The following is a 16,569-nucleotide window of genomic DNA, read 5'->3' as shown; positions in this document are numbered from 1 at the left end:
CGTGAAGGCAGGTCTAAATAGAAGCAGACGAAGAATGAGGGAAATTGTTTTCAGTGCGATCTATCAGTATGACTTCAACGAAGACGTGGAGACTTCATCTGATTACCTCGAAAGGGAGTTGAGCTTCTTCTCGATGGAAGACGAAATGAAGTTGAGAACACGTAAGTACTTCGAGAGCATCTTGAAGTATCGAAGCGATATTGACGAAGTGATACGAAAACACCTTATGAACTGGACATTCGAGAGACTTGCCTCGATCGATAAGAACGTCCTTAGGCTTGGAGCGTATGAGATCATTTATGAACCCCAGATACCAATTGAGGTGACACTTAACGAATCGATCGACATCGCCAAGAAGTACGGTTCGGAGCAGGGCGGGAAATTCGTAAACGGCGTTCTCGACAGAATTGCTCGGGAGTGCGCATCAACAGAGAAAAAGCATTTATGAGGAGGAGACCATGCTGACCGATCTGGAGATAGCACAAAAAGCAGAACTGAGGGAGATTGACGAAGTTGCCTCATCGATTTCGATTCCCGACAAACACTTGAGGAGATTTGGAAAGTACGTAGCGAAAATCTCTCACCTATACCTCAATGAGCTGCAGGATAGACCTGATGGAAAGCTGGTTCTTGTTACGGCCATAAGTCCAACAAGCGCAGGTGAAGGAAAGACGACAACTTCTGTGGGTCTGGCAATGGCACTAAACAAGATCGGTAAGAAGACCTTCGTAACTCTCAGAGAACCATCCGTTGGACCGATAATGGGAATCAAGGGAGGGGCTGCCGGAGGCGGCTACTCTCAGGTGCTTCCGATGGAAGAAATCAATCTGCACTTCACAGGAGATTTTCACGCGGTATCGATGGCACATAATCTTCTTTCGGCTGTTATCGATGCACATATTAACTTCAAGAATGAGTTGAAAATAGATCCGACGCAGATATACTGGCCGAGAACAATGGACATGAACGATCGGGCTCTCAGGCAGATCATCGTGGGGCTAGGCGGTTCGGCAAACGGCTATCCCAGAGAAGATTCATTTGTAATAACCGCCGCATCTGAGATCATGGCTATCATTTGCCTTTCGAAGAACCTCGTTGACCTGAAAGAGCGCCTCTCGAAAATCATTGTGGCTAGAAGTTACGACGGAGAGTTCATAACAGTTGAGGATTTGGACGTCCAGGGCGCGATGGCAACTCTACTCAAAGACGTTCTTGATCCGAACCTAGTTCAGACTCTTGAAGGAACTCCGGCTTTCGTTCACGGAGGCCCGTTCGCGAACATCGCTCACGGAACAAACACTTTGACTGCCACAAAGATGGCTCTCAAGCTTTCCGATTATGTGATTACCGAGGCAGGCTTCGGAGCGGATCTAGGCGCACAGAAATTCCTTGACTTCGTCTGTCAGGTCGGCGACCTGAATCCAAGCGCAGTGGTTCTCGTTGCTTCGATCAGAGCGCTGAAGCTAAACGGAGGTGCTTCCAAGAACGAAATCCAGGAAGAAGATATCGAGAGCCTGAACTATGGGTTCAAGAATCTCAAGGTTCATTTCGAAAACCTCAGAAAGTATGGGATCCCTGTAGTTGTGGCTCTAAACGAATTCCCAACAGATACGGCGAAGGAAAGGGAAACGTTTGACGCTCTATGCAAGGCTGACTCCATACCTTACGAATTGTCGAAAGTGTGGGCCGAGGGCGGTGCAGGTGGAATCGATCTCGCAAAGAAGCTACTTGAGGTCATTGATCAGCCCAATAGCTACAAGCCCCTGATACCAATGGAAGCTCCGTTTGAGGAAAGGCTGGAAAAACTTGCAAAGGAAATCTACAGAGCCGGAAGAGTAGATCTTGAACCAGCGGCTAAGAGCAAACTCAGGCTCTTTAAGAAGAAGGGTCTCGACCGTCTTCCGATAATCGTCGCCAAGACCCAGTACTCAATTTCTGACGATGATAAAAAGCTTGGAGCGCCGGAAGGCTACACTTTCAAAGTACGAGATCTCAATCTATCGGCAGGTGCCGGATTCATAGTTGTGGTTGCCGGCAAGATAATGCTGATGCCCGGACTCGGGAAGGATCCCAACGCGAAGCACATAGATATCGACGCAGACGGAAAGATCAGCGGGCTCTTTTGAGGTGATGAAGATGATACTTGATGGAAAGATCGTTTCAGAGAGTATTTATTCTGATGTCAAAGAGAAGATCAAAGAGAGAGCGGGAAATCTTCCTTCGCTCGTTCTCTTCTGCGATGAGCCCGATGCTTCTAACAAGTCGTATATGAGATCAATAAAGAAGCAGGGGGAAAAACTCGGCATAGAGGTCATTGTTCACGACAGCGGGATCAATCCCATCGAAGAGATCTCGAAGATGAACAACGACAAAAGCGTTGCGGGAATAATGGTTATGCATCCTCTTAAAAACGCCGATGAAAAGGCGGTTCTGGCCGCTCTCGATCCGGGAAAGGATCTGGAGGGTCGGACGGTATCGAACCTCGGCGGAATAATCAACGACGAGGAGTTTTTCGCTCCTCCAACTGCCGAGGCCGTGATGGAGATTCTGAGTTACTACGGAATCGAAGTCAAAGGCAGGGACATAACTATTGTTGGAAGATCAAACACGGTCGGAAAGCCTCTGGCACTGCTGCTTCTCAAAAAAGGTGTAGACGGTACGGTTACCGTTTGCCACTCGAGGAGCAGGGACATCTCCGAAAAGACTTTCAACGCCGATATAGTGGTTAGTGCCGTTGGAATAGCGAAATTCGTGCATCGAGAGATGATCAAGCCCGGGGGCATTGTAATAGATGTGGGAATCAACTTTGTTGACGGCAAGCTGGTTGGAGACGTTGACTTCGATGAAGTCAGCCAGATAGCGGCAGCGATAACCCCTGTTCCCGGAGGAGTGGGCAGCGTAACGACGGCGCTCTTGTTCAGGCACTACACAAAATCCCTTGAAAGATTGGAGTCTTAGCAGATGAATGAACAGCCACTATTCAGGCGACTAAAAGACTACTCCTATGCCCAGCTGGAGGTTCTTGCCAGCGAAATTCGTGACACGATAACGAGAGTAGTTTCCTCTAACACAGGTCATCTGGCTTCCAACCTGGGTACCGTCGAGCTGACAATTGCGTTATATAGAGTGTTCGATCCCGATGAAGACGTTTTAATATGGGATACGGGACACCAGGCATATACTCACAAGCTGCTTACGGGGAGATACGGTTCCTTTGGCTCCTTGAGGAAGAAGGGTGGAGTTAGCGGTTTCCTTAACAGGATTGAGAGTCCGTATGACTTCTTCGGTGCCGGCCATGTAGGCACGGCTCTTCCTGCCGCAATGGGTATAGAGCAGGCAGATAACATATTCCGAAGCTCAAGGAATGTCGTTGTTGTTGCCGGAGACGGTGCCTTGACTTCGGGAATGGCACTGGAAGCTTTGAATCAGATGAAGGACATAGGTTCGAAGATAAAGGTGATCGTTAACGATAACGGAATGAGTATCGGAAAGAATGTGGGGAGTCTTTCGTCTTCTCTTGCCGAACTGAGACTCAATCCTGTGTACAGAGAAATGAAGGGCGATCTCAAGAACACCCTTGAAGCGATGAAACTGGTAAGCCTGGAGCAGTTCCTGTCGAAAATCAAGAGCGGCCTGAAGGCCTCAATTCTAGGCGGAAACTTGTTCGAAGACATGGGGCTAAACTACATTGGTCCGGTTAAAGGCCACGACTTCCAGGAGATGGAGGCCGTGTTTTCGGCAGTCAAGCAGCTCAGGGAACCCTTCCTGGTACATGTTGTCACAAAAAAGGGCAAAGGTCTTGAGTATGCAGAATGCAACCCTACCAGGTTCCACAGTGTCAGCAAGATCGACCCGGATAGTGGAGAGAAGATCTCGAACAGCGGCGAACTTTCTTACAGCGAGGTCTTTGGAAAGGTCCTGACAGAGCTTGCGGAGGAAGATCCTTCCATATCGGCAATAACCGCCGCGATGCCAGACGGAACGGGACTGGCAGAGTTTGCGAAGAAATATCCTGCCAGATTGTTCGACCTTGGCATAACGGAGCAGCTTTGCACCACTTTCGCCGCAGGGATGGCAGCAGCGAAGACGAAGCCGGTCTTTGCAGTATATTCGACTTTCTTGCAAAGAGCCTTGGATCAGTTGATCCATGATGTGGCCCTTCAGGATCTGCCGGTGTTATTCGCAGTAGACAGGGCAGGAATAGTTGGGCAGGACGGACCGACCCATAACGGAATCTTCGATATTGCTTTCCTTTCGATGATTCCAAATATGCAAATTCTTGCACCTTCGAGCCTGAAGGAACTGGCGAACATGATCTTCACTCTCTTCGCTGAGAAATGGATGGACCATCCCACTGCGATAAGATATCCGAGAGAGACGGAACTCCAGAGCATCGACGAGATTCTCTCGAACCTGAGGAAGATAGAGCTGTTCAAGTGGGAAAAGGTGATCGACGGAAAGGAAGCCGCCATTCTTGCAACAGGAGCAATGGTTTCCAGGAGCAGGGAGGCCGCTCTCTTGAACGGATATGCACTCTATAACTGCCGATCAATAAAGCCGTTCGACAAAGCGGCTCTAGGACAAATCTTTGCCGATTACGACCTGATTGTGACGGTTGAAGAGGGAATAAAGAGCGGGGGCTTCGGCTCCAACGTAGCACTTGAAGCTATTAGGCAGAATTACAATGGTAGAATCGATATTATTGCAATTGAGGACCGTTTCTCTTCTCACGGCACAAGGGAAGAGGTATTGAATGAGCTGGGGCTAGATGCCAGGGGAATAGAGAATAGAATCTCTAAACTGAGAGGTGAAAAGAATGCAAGTAACTACAGAATTCGGTAAGATCGATATTTCTCTTCAGGCGATATCTTCGATAGTCAAAAAGGTTGTATCTGAGTCTTACGGACCGGTGAACGTCGGATCGCCCCAAACGGGCTTTTTGACAAAGCTTTTCGGCACGGGAGAGGATTCCAGAAAGGGAATCAAAGTAACCGAGGAGATCGACGGCACGCTTGAGATAGACATCGATTTGATTCTCGAGTACGGAGTAAGAATTCCCACAGTCGTTGAAAACATCCAGGAAAATGTATTTCACAAGCTGAAGGAGCTTACTGAAGCAACCAATATAAAGGTGAATATTCACGTTGTCGGCTTGCAGGATTGATGGGAGGCAAAAGAGATGAAACGTATCAACGGCAAGTTTTTTGTCGCCGCCTTCCAGAAAGCCGCTGAACGACTTCTGGCAAATAAAGATGAGATCAACGCGCTTAATGTCTTTCCTGTTCCAGACGGAGATACTGGATCTAATATGGCGGCCGCTATGATAGAGGCATGCGAGTATCTCGATAGATTGAAGAAAGATGATTTGGTGAGCGTTCTGGAAGCGGTTAAGACCGGCATGTTGATGGGTGCCCGTGGGAACTCCGGTGTTATTCTATCTCAGATATTCAGAGGATTCGCCGAGGGAATCGGAAACAGAAAGTTTGTTGGCACAAAGGCCTTCACCGAGGGCCTGCAAAAAGCAAAAGAAGTCGCTTATAGATCCGTAATGAAACCGGTTGAAGGTACAATGCTTACAGTTGTGAAGGTTACCGCAGAGACTGCCAACGAGCATTACGGAGACATTGAAGATTTCGAAGAGTATTTCGAGAATCTTATCAAAGTGGCTTTTGACACGGTGGAGAAGACACCGACCCTCCTGCCTAAACTAAAGGAAGCTGGAGTAGTAGATTCTGGAGCAAAGGGATTGGCTCACATATTCGAAGGATTCCTGCTGGCAATAAAGGGCGAGTTGGAACTCGAAGGACCTATTCAGCAAATGCCGCAGGCAATGGGTTCTTCAACTGAACGAATCGTCGAGATCGTAAGGGAAGAACTCAAGTTCACTTACTGTACAGAACTGATAGTCAACCTTAACGACTCCGAGAACCCCGAAGAAACTTCGGAAGTAATGAAGGCATACCTTGAAGAGATGGGCGATTCAATCGTCATGGTTCACCAGGATGAACTGATAAAGATTCACGTACACACAGATCATCCCGGAGATGTAATCGAGAAGTTTCTGGGAATCGGTTTTCTTCAGAAGGTGAAGATAGATAACATGAGGGTCCAGCATGAACACATAGTTGACATTCAGTCTAGAGGGCCCGAGATGTACGGCAACGGAAAACATCACGGAGTCATTGTGGTCTCGCCTGGAGACGGCCTGGCAGATGTTCTGAAGAGTCTTGGAGTTGATTTTGCAGTAAAGGGCGGCCAGACCATGAATCCGAGTTTGAAGGATCTTTACGAAGCTATCAGCCGAGTTACGGCCGACAAGGTAATAGTGCTTCCGAACAATCCAAACATAATTCTTACCGCAAAAGAGGCGGCGAATGCAATTCACGACGACAACCCAGAAAAGCAGGTTTACATCATCCCTACACGCACCGTTCAGGAAGGGATAGCGGCTATGACCGTCTATAACGACGAGATGGAAACCGAGTCGTTGATTGCCGAGATGAAAGAATCGGCCGAAGCAGTTTTTCCGATCTCTATTACATATGCCGTGCGTGACTCAAGCATGAAAGGAAAGAAGATAAAGAAGGGTGAATACATCGCGATAGGAAGAGAAGGCTTGATAAGCTCGGGCAGGAAGCTCGAGAAGCTTGTCCATGACTCGATTAAGATCGCTCTTGGCAAAGACACCGACAAGGAAGTGGTCACGATTTTTTACGGATCGGAAGTCTCCGAGGAAACTGCCGGGAAGCTCCTTGAATCTCTTTCAGGAAACTTCTCGGATCTTGAATTCGAAATCCACAGCGGTGGACAACCATACTATTACTACCTGATTTCAATTGAATAGATTACCATTTCAGGAGGGAACGATGTACTTACAGGACGTAGTAGTAAAACTTAACTCGTACTGGTCCGGTCAGGGGTGTATAATCGACCAGCCGTATGACCTGGAAATGGGTGCGGGAACATTTCATCCCTCGACATTCCTAAGATCGCTGGGCAAGAAGCCCTGGAAAGTCGCCTTCATCCAACCAAGCAGAAGACCCACAGACGGTAGATACGGCGAAAACCCGATGAGGGTTCAGAGGTATTTCCAGTATCAGGTGATTATCAAGCCCAACCCTGAGAATTCCCAAGAACTCTATCTTGGTTCACTTGAAGCTCTCGGAATAAACCCCGTGGAACATGATATTCGATTTGTGGAAGACAACTGGGAATCTCCGACTCTGGGAGCCTGGGGAGTGGGCTGGGAGGTCTGGTTAGATGGAATGGAGGTCAGTCAGTTTACGTATTTCCAGCAGGTTGGCGGAATCGACGTAGACCTCGTTTCTCTCGAGATCACCTATGGACTCGAAAGAATCACAATGTATCTTCAAAAGAAAGCGAACATATTCGATATAGACTGGAATGAAGAGTTCAAGTATGGAGATGTATTCCTGGAGAACGAGAAAGAGTTCTCGGCCTACAATTTTGATGTGGCAAATACTTCCAGGCTCTTCGATCTCTACGGATTCTATCGCGAAGAATTCGATCTATGCATGAAAAACGGACTTGTAAGACCTTCTTACGACTATATGATCAAGTGCTCTCACGCCTTCAATCTTCTTGACGCCAGGAATGCCATCAGCGTATCTCAGCGTCAGAGCTACATTAAATCTATAAGAGAGATGGCAAAAACAGTTGCCGAAGCATATGTAGCCAAGGAGACCAATTCAGATGAATGATCATAAGGCACTGCTTGAAGTCGGAATTGAAGAGCTTCCTTCAAGTGAGGTTCAAGGAATGAGAAAACAGCTCTTAGAGAGAATAGAGAAGTCTCTCGAGAGTAATCGTTTGGGTTATGGAGGAATCGAGATCTTCGTTGCCAGCAGGCGATTCGGAGTGTTAATTCGAGACATAGAATCCAGTCAGGCGGACTTTGTGGAAAAGAGAAAAGGCCCGTCAGAGAAGATCGCCTATAGGGACGGCGAACCGACCAAGGCGCTCCTTGGATTCCTTAGGGGAAGTAACTCTCAGCTTGACGAAGTGAGTATTGAAGACGGATATGTATACGTAGAGAGACATATAAGGGGAAAGACTGCCAGAGAACTCTTGCCTCAGATCTTCTCAGATATGTTGCGATCGCTGGATTTCAAGAAGCCGATGCGTTGGGGAGACGGAACTTATAGATTCGTGAGGCCGGTCAAGTGGATAGTTGCTATGCTTGACTCCGAAATCCTCGATATGGAGCTCTTCGGAAAGAGATCGTCAAACAAGTCCAGGGGACACCGTTTCTTCTTCGATGAAGTTGAAGTATCGCCTGAGAATTACTTTCAGAATTTGAGAGATGCTCTGGTGATCGCTCGAGAGAGCGACAGAGAAGAAAGAACTCTCTCTGAAATCAGAAGAATTGAATCGGATATTCACAGCCAGATTCCTGTTGATGAAGAACTGCTTGCCGAAGTCGTTTCTTTGACAGAATACCCAACGGCAGTTCTGGGAAACTTCATGGAGAAGTACCTCTCACTCCCGCCTGAAGTAATCATCGTAACTATAAAGCACCATCAGAGAACTTTCCCGGTCTACAAAGAAGGCAAGCTGACTAACGGCTTTGTTGCCTTTCAAGACGGACCAGATGATCCGCTGGGAAACATTCGATTAGGGTACGAGGAAGTTATAAACGCAAGGCTCGAAGACGCCTACTTCTACTTCGAGAAAGACAAAGAGAAACCGATCGAGAACTACGTAGACGGATTGGAAGGAATCCTCTTTCAGCGAGGGCTTGGCACTCTGAAAGACAAAACCGACAGAACGATAGCACTTTCAGAGGCGATCTCTAAGAAACTCGGAGCCAAGAGAGAAGAACTGCTGGAGGTTAAGAGAACCTCTCTTCTTGCGAAAGCAGATCAAACCACAAGAGTCGTGCAGGAGTTTCCGGAGCTTCAGGGGATAATGGGAAGAATCTACGCTGAACTGTCCGGCGAAGATCCCGACGTCTGTACTGGAATAGAGGAGCACTACCGTGACAATGTGGTTCCGGCAACTCTGGCCGGTGCCGTGACCGGTATATCCGATCGTATAGATACTTTGGTCGGTAATTTCATGATAGGGAACATACCCTCTGCATCGAAGGATCCCTACGCTCTGAGGAGAAAGACTTCTTTCATATTCAAGACAATGCATCATCTCGGATGGAAACTCGATCTTCTCGGTCTAATTGAAGAAGCTTCCAGTGCCCTTGCCGGGGTGAATAGTGAAACACTTGATGCCATCACCGACTTCTTCTCTAACAGATTCGAAGCGTTCCTTCTTGAGAAGGGCTTCTCGATGAACATAGCGCGATCGGTGAAGGTGTGGTGGAGGTTCCCCTATCTCGGAGTTCGCGCGGCCGAAGCGATCTCAGAGTATGTAAAGAAGGAGGATTTTACAGATCTTCTAGTAGCTTATCAAAGGGTCCACAATATAAGCAGAGGTCATTCGAGCAACTTTTTTGACGGTTCTAAGTTCGTCGAGCAGGCCGAACGTGACTTACTGAACAACTATTTGAAATGCTTCGACGATGTAATGGAAGCGCTCGAGCGCGACGATTTCGAGAAATCGCTCCTGTTACTGACATCTCTTAAGCCTCACATAGACAGATACTTCGACGATGTCTTTGTTATGGCCGAACAGGAAGATATCCGCCTCAACAGACTAGGCTTCCTCAAATCTCTAGATCAGCTCTTCTTGAAGATAGGCGATCTCTCGCTGCTTCTCGAAGAAGAGAGAGCGTGAAGCGTCGGTGAAGTCCGGGACTGTTGCTTTAGTGGGAAAGCCCAATGTGGGAAAGTCCACATTGATAAACACCATTATCGGAGAGAAGATTGCTATCGTCTCCGATAAACCGCAGACAACGAGAAACCGGATCGGCGGAATACTAACGACTGAGGAGGGCCAGATCGTCTTCTACGACACGCCCGGAATTCACAAACCTCTTCACAGACTTGGACAATACATTCTAAAAGTCGCGACTTCATCGCTGGCCGGATCGGATCTTCTGCTGGTTATAGTCGACCCGACGGACGGGCTTCGCGAGTCGGACAGGCTCGTTGCCAATCATGTTAATCAAAGCAGAATTCCTGTCTTTCTTGCCATCAACAAGATTGATGAATACAAAAACGAAAGGCTTATTCAGGACTTCAAAGCAAAGGCCGAAGAGCTTTTCGAAAACGTTCGAAAGACTTTTTTAATCTCTGCTAAGAGCGGAGATGGTGTTAAAGAGATAATTGAAGATGTCTTCGACTTTCTTCCAGAGGGAAAGATGCTTTTCCCCGAAGACTTGATAACTGATCGTTCTTCCAGATTCATGGCATCGGAAGTAATTCGAGAAAAGGTTCTGCAGAACACCAGACAGGAGATCCCCCACTCGGTGGGAGTTGTTGTTCGGGAGTTCAAAGACGAAGGTAGTATACTGAAAATAAGAGCCGATGTAATCGTAGAGAGGAGCAGTCAGAAACCGATAATTCTCGGCAAGGGCGGCTCGATGATCAAGACCATCGGCACTGAAGCGAGGACGGATCTCGAATACATATTCGACCAGAAAGTCTTCCTCGATCTCTTTGTCAAGGTAAGAGAAAAGTGGAGAGATAAAGATTCCTTTATACAGGAGTTCACAAACCTAAGAGACGAACTTCAGTAGACCGGGGGGATGTAAATGAAAAAGGGAAAGGCGACTTTCGTTCTCTTTCTTATGCTCTTCATGATGGTCCTTCTAAACGCGGACCAGATGGTCATGTCTCCGAACATCGGGGAAATCGAGACCGAATTTGGAATAACAAAAGCAGACATTGGCCTCATCCAGGGTTCATTCACTATCGTCGGCGCCCTCATTTCACTTCTATGGGGCTTCCTGGCAGACAAGTACAGTAGAAAACACCTTCTGCTATTCAGCGTTTTGGTGGGCGAGATCCCATGCTTCCTGTCTGCCTTCGTGCAGACTTTCCCTCAGCTCTTCATTACACGGGCTTTGACGGGGATCGGGGTAGGAGCTCTCTTTCCAGTCGTCTTTTCGTACGCCGGAGATGCTTTCAAAGAGTCTCAGAGAGCAAAGGTCAATTCCTTCCTCTCTACGGCAATATCTTTGGGAGCCATTGTAGGGATGGTAATTGCCGGCTTCACCGGCACATCTCTTGGCTGGAGAACGCCCTTCATCATCGTATCTCTTCCGAACATTGTCCTCGCGTTTCTATTCTTCCTGTTCGCTGAAGAACCAAAGAGAGGAGCCGCCGAAGTGGCTGTCGGCGAACTCGTGGATCAGGGGATAAATTACATCGGAAAAGTTAGACTGTCCGACTACAAGGAACTCTTCAAAGTGAAGACGAATCTGATTCTCTTCATACAGGGTATTTTGGGAACGATTCCCTGGGGAGCAATACCGTACTATCTTGTGAACTACTTCGAAACCTCGAAAAACCTCTCAAAGGAATCGGCCACTCTGATTTTCATTTTCTTTGGAGTCGGAAACGTGCTTGGAATATTCTTCGGAGGTCTTGTCGGTGGTCTATTGTATAAGAAGAAGCCGTCATACATGCCTCTCTTCAGTGGAATAACGACAATAATCGGCACTTTCGTGGCTCTTCTGGCCCTGAACTTCCCTCCAGTTGAGGGAGCCGGCAGCTTCATAATGCTGGGAGCGCTTGGAATGGTGGCTGCCGCTTCAGCGTCTATGACCGGACCAAACATGAAGACCATGCTGATGAATGTCAATCCCCCGGAAAACAGGGGAAGGATATTCTCGGTTTTCAACTTGACAGATTCTCTCGGAACGGGATTTGGGCAGTTCTTTGCAGGAACCCTGGCCACGGCAGTAGGCTCGCTGGGAGTCGCAATGAACGTTTCCGCGCTCTTCTGGCTTCCTTGCGGACTGGTGCTTCTTACTGCAGTACTGGCTTTCCCTAGAGACATCGACTCCCTTCACAGAAAGATGAAAGAGACTGCTCTCACTATGGGGAGGGGAAAATAGAGGCTTGTCAAGGGGTCGAAATTGATTACAGGACTGCCTTTGACTTGGAATATCGAAAAGAAAGTTGTATAATCTAATTGCTGAAGTAACCCTCAGACCGCTTCGCTGCCCTCGAAAAGGGCAGCAATTTTTATTTATAATGGTTATTTGCATAGATTTCTTCTTTGGGCTTGCTCGAAGTGCAGCGATTTTAGGAACGATACTTACTTGGTGAGAAAATAACCTGCGATTCCCGTAACCAGGGCCTCAACAAGCTTTTCTCTGTAATCACTGGTAGAGAGAAGGACATCTTCTTCGGGATTTGACATGAACCCCGCTTCGAAAATCAGCACGGGAACTTCAGACCAGTTGAACCCCGTCATGTCGTCACGAACTCTGATTCCGAGAGACTTGATCCCGCTTATTTGAAGCAAGCTCGCATGGATCTTCTCGGCAGCCTTCCTACTCTCTTCGTAGATCGGTGCAGTGTATTTGGACGATGAAGAAGGAATAATCAGCATGAACCCCTTCAGATAATTATCAGAGCTATAATCTGCATGAACACGAATACATAAGTCCGCATTAGCCTCATTTGCGATCTTCGCTCTTTCGATATTGCTCAAATTGACATCATGGCTCTCTCTGGTCATCACGACGTCGTACCCTTCCTCAAGAAGCCTATCCCTCAGCATGAACGACAATTCCAGATTGAAAACATACTCGGGGATTCCCGTAGATACGCCGCGAGTCCCCGTGGAAACCTTCGCCTTTGTTGTCTCGGAACCGGGAGCGATCGGCTCATGAGTCAGATCGGCCTCCTTCTGATGACCGGGGTCGATGCAGATAGTTAGCGAGAAACCAAGACCGGCAAACAACATTACAACTATTAGAAGTACTAATCTGTTCTTTGAATGCATGGAACCACTCCTAATTATTAGTCAATAAAGATTATAACTTCATTACGAATCGACAAGGTTAAACCTCAAGACTTGTAGTTACATTCACGGTCCACTCGGAAACGGAGACCCATTGACGGTGAACTGTCATACGCTTCCAGACGTGTCGGCCTCTCCTCCTGCCGAAGTCGGCCTTACTTCGTCGTGCAGCGAGCATCACTTCCCCGGACGATCCTCCGGGCCTCCGTCCCTGGGGAACTTAGCAATGCTTTCATTTCAATCCGGCATCTTCCCATCCTCGCTTTGTAGGTTATAATTATCAAGGAGGTGAGAGCTATGGCAAGCACTTACAGAAAAGAGATGCTGGAGTCAGAGATAATGAAGGTTCTCACAGTAGCTCTATCATCTTACACAGGCCACAACGACTCGCTTGGAATGACTTCCATTGTTAGGGTAGAACTCAGCAAGGACAAGAGATTCGCAACGATATTCGTCAGCTTGATGGGTCCTGACGATAGAAAGAAGAAACTCGTTGAGAAGCTGAATGAAGACAAGGGGATCTTCAGAACGGCTATTGCAAAGAATATCAGGCTATTCAAAGCTCCCGAAATACGCTTCAAGGAAGATATTGGAATTGAGGCAAGCCTCAGGGTAGCACAGTTGCTTGAACAGATCGAAAAGGAGAAAAAAGAGCCGAATAATGAGTGACGGAATAATACTCGTTGACAAGCCCGTTGGTGTAACCTCTCACGATGTTGTCAACCTTCTTCGCAAGAAACTGAATACAAAGAAGATCGGTCATGCGGGAACACTTGACCCTTTTGCAAGCGGACTTCTGATTGCCGGAATCAAAAAGGGAACCAGATTGCTCGAGTATTTCCTTGAAATGGATAAGACATATAGAGCGGAGCTTGAACTGGGGAGGATAACCGACACCTTCGATATCACAGGAAAGACAGTTGAAGAGAGAGAAGTTCCCGAGATCTCGATTGACGACATAACTTCGGTTTTGAAGTCGTTCGAAGGAGAGTATTTGCAGGTGCCGCCTGCATACTCTGCAAAAAAGCACAACGGAGAAAGACTGTACAAACTAGCTAGAGAGGGGAAGATCATAAACCTTCCACCGAAATCAGTGAAGGTTCACTCAATAGAACACATAACTCTCTCACAGAACAAGGTCACCTTCACCGCAAGGGTCTCGAAGGGAACTTATATAAGATCGCTAGTCATGGACATTGGCTACAAACTTGGCTGTGGAGCGACAACCACTAACCTCCGTCGAATTTCGCAGGGCAGATTCTCGGTAGACAACTCATACAGTATAGATGATGTTTCGCAGATCTCCGTAATCCCAATGGAGGAAGCAGTGGATTTTTTGCCCGGTCTTCTCCTCAGCGAGTCCGAAAGCAGCAAGGTGTTACTAGGTAATCAGATCCATGCTAACGGAGTTGCCGGCATCTTAGGGCACTTCGAGAAAGACGAGATTATCAGGATAATTGGAAGCGACGAGCGGCTTATCGCAGTGGCCAAATCCGAACGCACCTCCTCATTCTTGAAGACGCTTATCGCGAAAGACTCCAAAGAAAGAGTGGCCAAACTCGTGAAGGTTCTCGGTGCATGAAATGTATGTAGCCTGTATAGGTAACTTCGATGGCGTACATCTTGGGCATAGAGCGATCATGAAAACAACGGTAGATGTTTCAGAAAACCTTAAGATGCAGAGCACAGCTATATCAATCGTCTATCCCTGGGGATACTACTTCCCCAATTTTCCCGGCATCATCTATCCTGTTGCCCAGCGTTTGGAGCTTATCCTGGCAACAGGTATAGAGAGAGTAATTACTGCCAACATGGCCGAGATAAGATACCTTGAGCCGGAGAAATACATCTCGGGCCTTGTGAAGCAGGGCGTAAAAGCCTTTGTAGTAGGTAAAGACTTCACATTCGGAAGCGGTGCGAAGGGAAACGTCGATCTTTTGGAGAGACTTTCCAAAGAGATGGATTTCGGCGTTGTAGTAGTTCACGATACACTTCATAACGAAAGAAGAGTCAGCAGTAGCTGGATAAGGGAGAGCCTTGTCAAAGGTGATATCGGATTGGCTAACACCCTCCTGGGGAAGAAGTACTCTATACGGGGAAAAGTGTACAAGGACAAACAGCTCGGTTCGAAAATCGGTTTTCCCACAGCAAACATAAGCAGGGGAGACGAAAAGCTGGTAACACCGAAGTCGGGAGTTTACATTGTCAAGTCGCAGATCAACTCAAGAGACTACTTTGGCCTGCTAAACATTGGATTCAGACCGACAATAAACACTTCCGAAGAGGTGAAGTACGAGATCTACTTCTTTGATTACTCGGGCAGCCTCTATGACAGAAATCTAGAGCTGGAGCTCCTCGAATTCATAAGGCCCGAGCTTAAATTCGAATCCCTCGACGACTTGATAGAACAGATCAGACATGATGTAAAAGTCTCAAAGCGCTGGCTCGAAATTCACTCAGATATGCTCTGAGAAGAACGATGAGATTGCCTCGAAGAACTGAGGCTTCCTCTCTTCATCTGCAAACATCTCGTGCTTTCCACCGGCTATCTCAATTATTCTCTTCTCTGACTCTATCTTCTTGTAGAGCTCCTGTGCCCCAGCGGGATCGACAACCCTGTCTGCAGAGCCATATACGATCAGAGTAGGGATTTTGATTTTGTTCGCATTGGCCATTGCCAGATCGATACTATCTTCAAGCCCAAAGAAGAGATTCGGTGATACCCTGTCATGAACATACGGATCATCTACATATCTCTTCACGGCCCTTTGATTATGCGAAAGATCCGATGGAGTAAAACGCGACGAACTACTGAACGTCGTTTTCGGCGCGACTCTTCTGACAACCGAAATCAACGGCAGCAACTTCTTCACGGAGTCCTTCGCTGAAAAGAGATGGGGTGCGCTTATAGCCAGAGCTCTGTAAGAATTTGGATACTCCTCGGCAACCCTGGTAGCAATAAGCCCTCCCATACTATGGCCAAAAAGAAAGACCGGGAGATCCGGCTGGATCCTTTTCACTCCTTCAGTAAGCTGCCTGACCGCCGAAATGAAATCTGTAAAAGACTTTATGAAGCCGCGCGTTCCGGCCTGCATTCCGTGGCCGGCAAAGTCCGTCGCAAAGACACCAAATCCCTTTTCGCTTAGATAAGAAGCAAAACCTTCATATCTTCCGCTATGCTCACCTATTCCATGACATAACACAACATTCGCCTTAGCCCCTGGAGAAAACCACCGTCTGATAAACACCGAAACACCTCCTCAAAATGATTATATCTCTTAAGCAGGGGTGTTTACAAAAGCCGGAGACCATGATAATATTATTTCTGTTCGGCCCCATAGGATAACGGCTAGTCCACCGGATTCTCAGTCCGAAGGTCGGGGTTCGATTCCCCGTGGGGCTGCCACCCTAAGTTCCTCAAGTGATACCTAAGGTACGTTGAAGGGTCTCCCGATAGGGAGATCCTTCGTTTTTTAATGCTGGTACCTTAATCTTCACTTGAGCGTAAGCGCTTTGAAATATGGTTCTCCGTCGGCTGTCCAAGAGCCAGGACCCGTCCTCCGAAAAGATCATTCGAGAAAGAGCTGGTAGAGACGTTCGCTTCCTCACGAAACGAGTGAAAACTCAGTCACTGCTGAAATCAGACGCAAGGTACCGAAAGAACATCGGCGGACGCAA

The 16,569-nt window shown here is 47.6% G+C and carries 15 protein-coding genes and 1 tRNA gene; 14 read left to right on the top strand and 2 right to left on the bottom strand.

All coding sequences use genetic code 11. From position 1 onward, the window contains the following. The first annotated feature begins 1 nt into the window (after position 1). From nusB to B3157_RS08925, 10 genes are read left to right on the top strand one after another with little or no spacing between them, the layout of a single operon-like run. Complete coding sequence (gene nusB / locus B3157_RS08970; RefSeq protein ID WP_099831092.1) at positions 2 to 448, top strand: transcription antitermination factor NusB; 447 nt, start codon at positions 2 to 4, stop codon at positions 446 to 448. Positions 449 to 458: 10 nt separating this feature from the next. Next, positions 459 to 2,126, top strand: a complete 1,668-nt coding sequence (locus tag B3157_RS08965; RefSeq protein ID WP_103134109.1) for a formate--tetrahydrofolate ligase — start codon at positions 459 to 461, stop codon at positions 2,124 to 2,126. Between the two features lie 10 nt (positions 2,127 to 2,136). Further along, positions 2,137 to 2,958, top strand: coding sequence for a bifunctional 5,10-methylenetetrahydrofolate dehydrogenase/5,10-methenyltetrahydrofolate cyclohydrolase (locus B3157_RS08960; protein ID WP_214061412.1), 822 nt, complete (start codon positions 2,137 to 2,139; stop codon positions 2,956 to 2,958). Positions 2,959 to 2,961: 3 nt separating this feature from the next. Then, positions 2,962 to 4,842 carry a 1-deoxy-D-xylulose-5-phosphate synthase gene (dxs, locus tag B3157_RS08955; RefSeq protein ID WP_292590162.1) on the top strand — a complete coding sequence of 627 codons (1,881 nt, stop codon included), beginning with the start codon at positions 2,962 to 2,964 and terminating at the stop codon, positions 4,840 to 4,842. Further along, positions 4,817 to 5,164, top strand: coding sequence for an Asp23/Gls24 family envelope stress response protein (locus B3157_RS08950; RefSeq protein ID WP_014730630.1), 348 nt, complete (start codon positions 4,817 to 4,819; stop codon positions 5,162 to 5,164). Before dxs ends, B3157_RS08950 begins: the two co-directional genes overlap by 26 nt. Before the next feature lie 15 nt (positions 5,165 to 5,179). Further along, positions 5,180 to 6,844, top strand: coding sequence for a DAK2 domain-containing protein (locus tag B3157_RS08945; protein ID WP_292590160.1), 1,665 nt, complete (start codon positions 5,180 to 5,182; stop codon positions 6,842 to 6,844). A gap of 22 nt (positions 6,845 to 6,866) precedes the next feature. Next, positions 6,867 to 7,721, top strand: a complete 855-nt coding sequence (locus tag B3157_RS08940) for a glycine--tRNA ligase subunit alpha (RefSeq protein ID WP_292590159.1) — start codon at positions 6,867 to 6,869, stop codon at positions 7,719 to 7,721. Beyond that, complete coding sequence (glyS, locus tag B3157_RS08935) at positions 7,714 to 9,750, top strand: glycine--tRNA ligase subunit beta (protein WP_292590158.1); 2,037 nt, start codon at positions 7,714 to 7,716, stop codon at positions 9,748 to 9,750. Before B3157_RS08940 ends, glyS begins: the two co-directional genes overlap by 8 nt. 7 nt (positions 9,751 to 9,757) lie before the next feature. Next, the gene (gene era, locus B3157_RS08930) at positions 9,758 to 10,654 is read left to right on the top strand and encodes a GTPase Era (RefSeq protein WP_099831085.1); all 897 of its coding nucleotides are present in this window, start codon (positions 9,758 to 9,760) and stop codon (positions 10,652 to 10,654) included. A 15-nt stretch (positions 10,655 to 10,669) separates the two neighbouring features. Further along, positions 10,670 to 11,977, top strand: coding sequence for an MFS transporter (locus tag B3157_RS08925; RefSeq protein ID WP_099831084.1), 1,308 nt, complete (start codon positions 10,670 to 10,672; stop codon positions 11,975 to 11,977). Between the two features lie 203 nt (positions 11,978 to 12,180). On the opposite strand, the gene B3157_RS08920 is transcribed toward B3157_RS08925, so the two are convergent. After that, on the bottom strand, positions 12,181 to 12,873 hold the full coding sequence (locus B3157_RS08920; protein WP_292590157.1) for an N-acetylmuramoyl-L-alanine amidase: 693 nt from the start codon (positions 12,871 to 12,873) through the stop codon (positions 12,181 to 12,183). Between the two features lie 315 nt (positions 12,874 to 13,188). Here B3157_RS08920 and rbfA point away from each other — a divergent pair, with 315 nt between their 5' ends. Genes rbfA through ribF form a run of 3 tightly spaced genes read left to right on the top strand, consistent with a single transcriptional unit; the run spans position 13,189 to position 15,362 of the window. Continuing rightward, a complete protein-coding gene (rbfA, locus tag B3157_RS08915; RefSeq protein ID WP_103134101.1) occupies positions 13,189 to 13,560 on the top strand; it encodes a 30S ribosome-binding factor RbfA in 372 nt (123 codons plus the stop codon). Next, a complete protein-coding gene (gene truB / locus B3157_RS08910; RefSeq protein ID WP_103134100.1) occupies positions 13,553 to 14,473 on the top strand; it encodes a tRNA pseudouridine(55) synthase TruB in 921 nt (306 codons plus the stop codon). Before rbfA ends, truB begins: the two co-directional genes overlap by 8 nt. 1 nt (position 14,474) lies before the next feature. Then, positions 14,475 to 15,362 (top strand): riboflavin biosynthesis protein RibF, encoded by an 888-nt coding sequence (ribF, locus tag B3157_RS08905; protein WP_292590223.1) that lies wholly within the window; start codon positions 14,475 to 14,477, stop codon positions 15,360 to 15,362. Here the strand turns inward: ribF and B3157_RS08900 are convergent. Further along, positions 15,348 to 16,139, bottom strand: coding sequence for an alpha/beta hydrolase (locus tag B3157_RS08900; protein WP_292590156.1), 792 nt, complete (start codon positions 16,137 to 16,139; stop codon positions 15,348 to 15,350). The genes ribF and B3157_RS08900 overlap by 15 nt on opposite strands. A gap of 83 nt (positions 16,140 to 16,222) precedes the next feature. Between B3157_RS08900 and B3157_RS08895 the strand changes: the two genes are divergently transcribed. Continuing rightward, a tRNA-Glu gene (locus B3157_RS08895) sits at positions 16,223 to 16,297 on the top strand. Positions 16,298 to 16,569: the final 272 nt, after the last annotated feature.

Origin of the sequence: Mesotoga sp. UBA5557, from assembly GCF_002425715.1 — a bacterium.
GTDB lineage: Bacteria > Thermotogota > Thermotogae > Petrotogales > Kosmotogaceae > Mesotoga.
The sequence above is the reverse complement of the archived record's forward strand: the minus strand, read 5'-3'. Positions and strand labels throughout refer to the sequence as shown.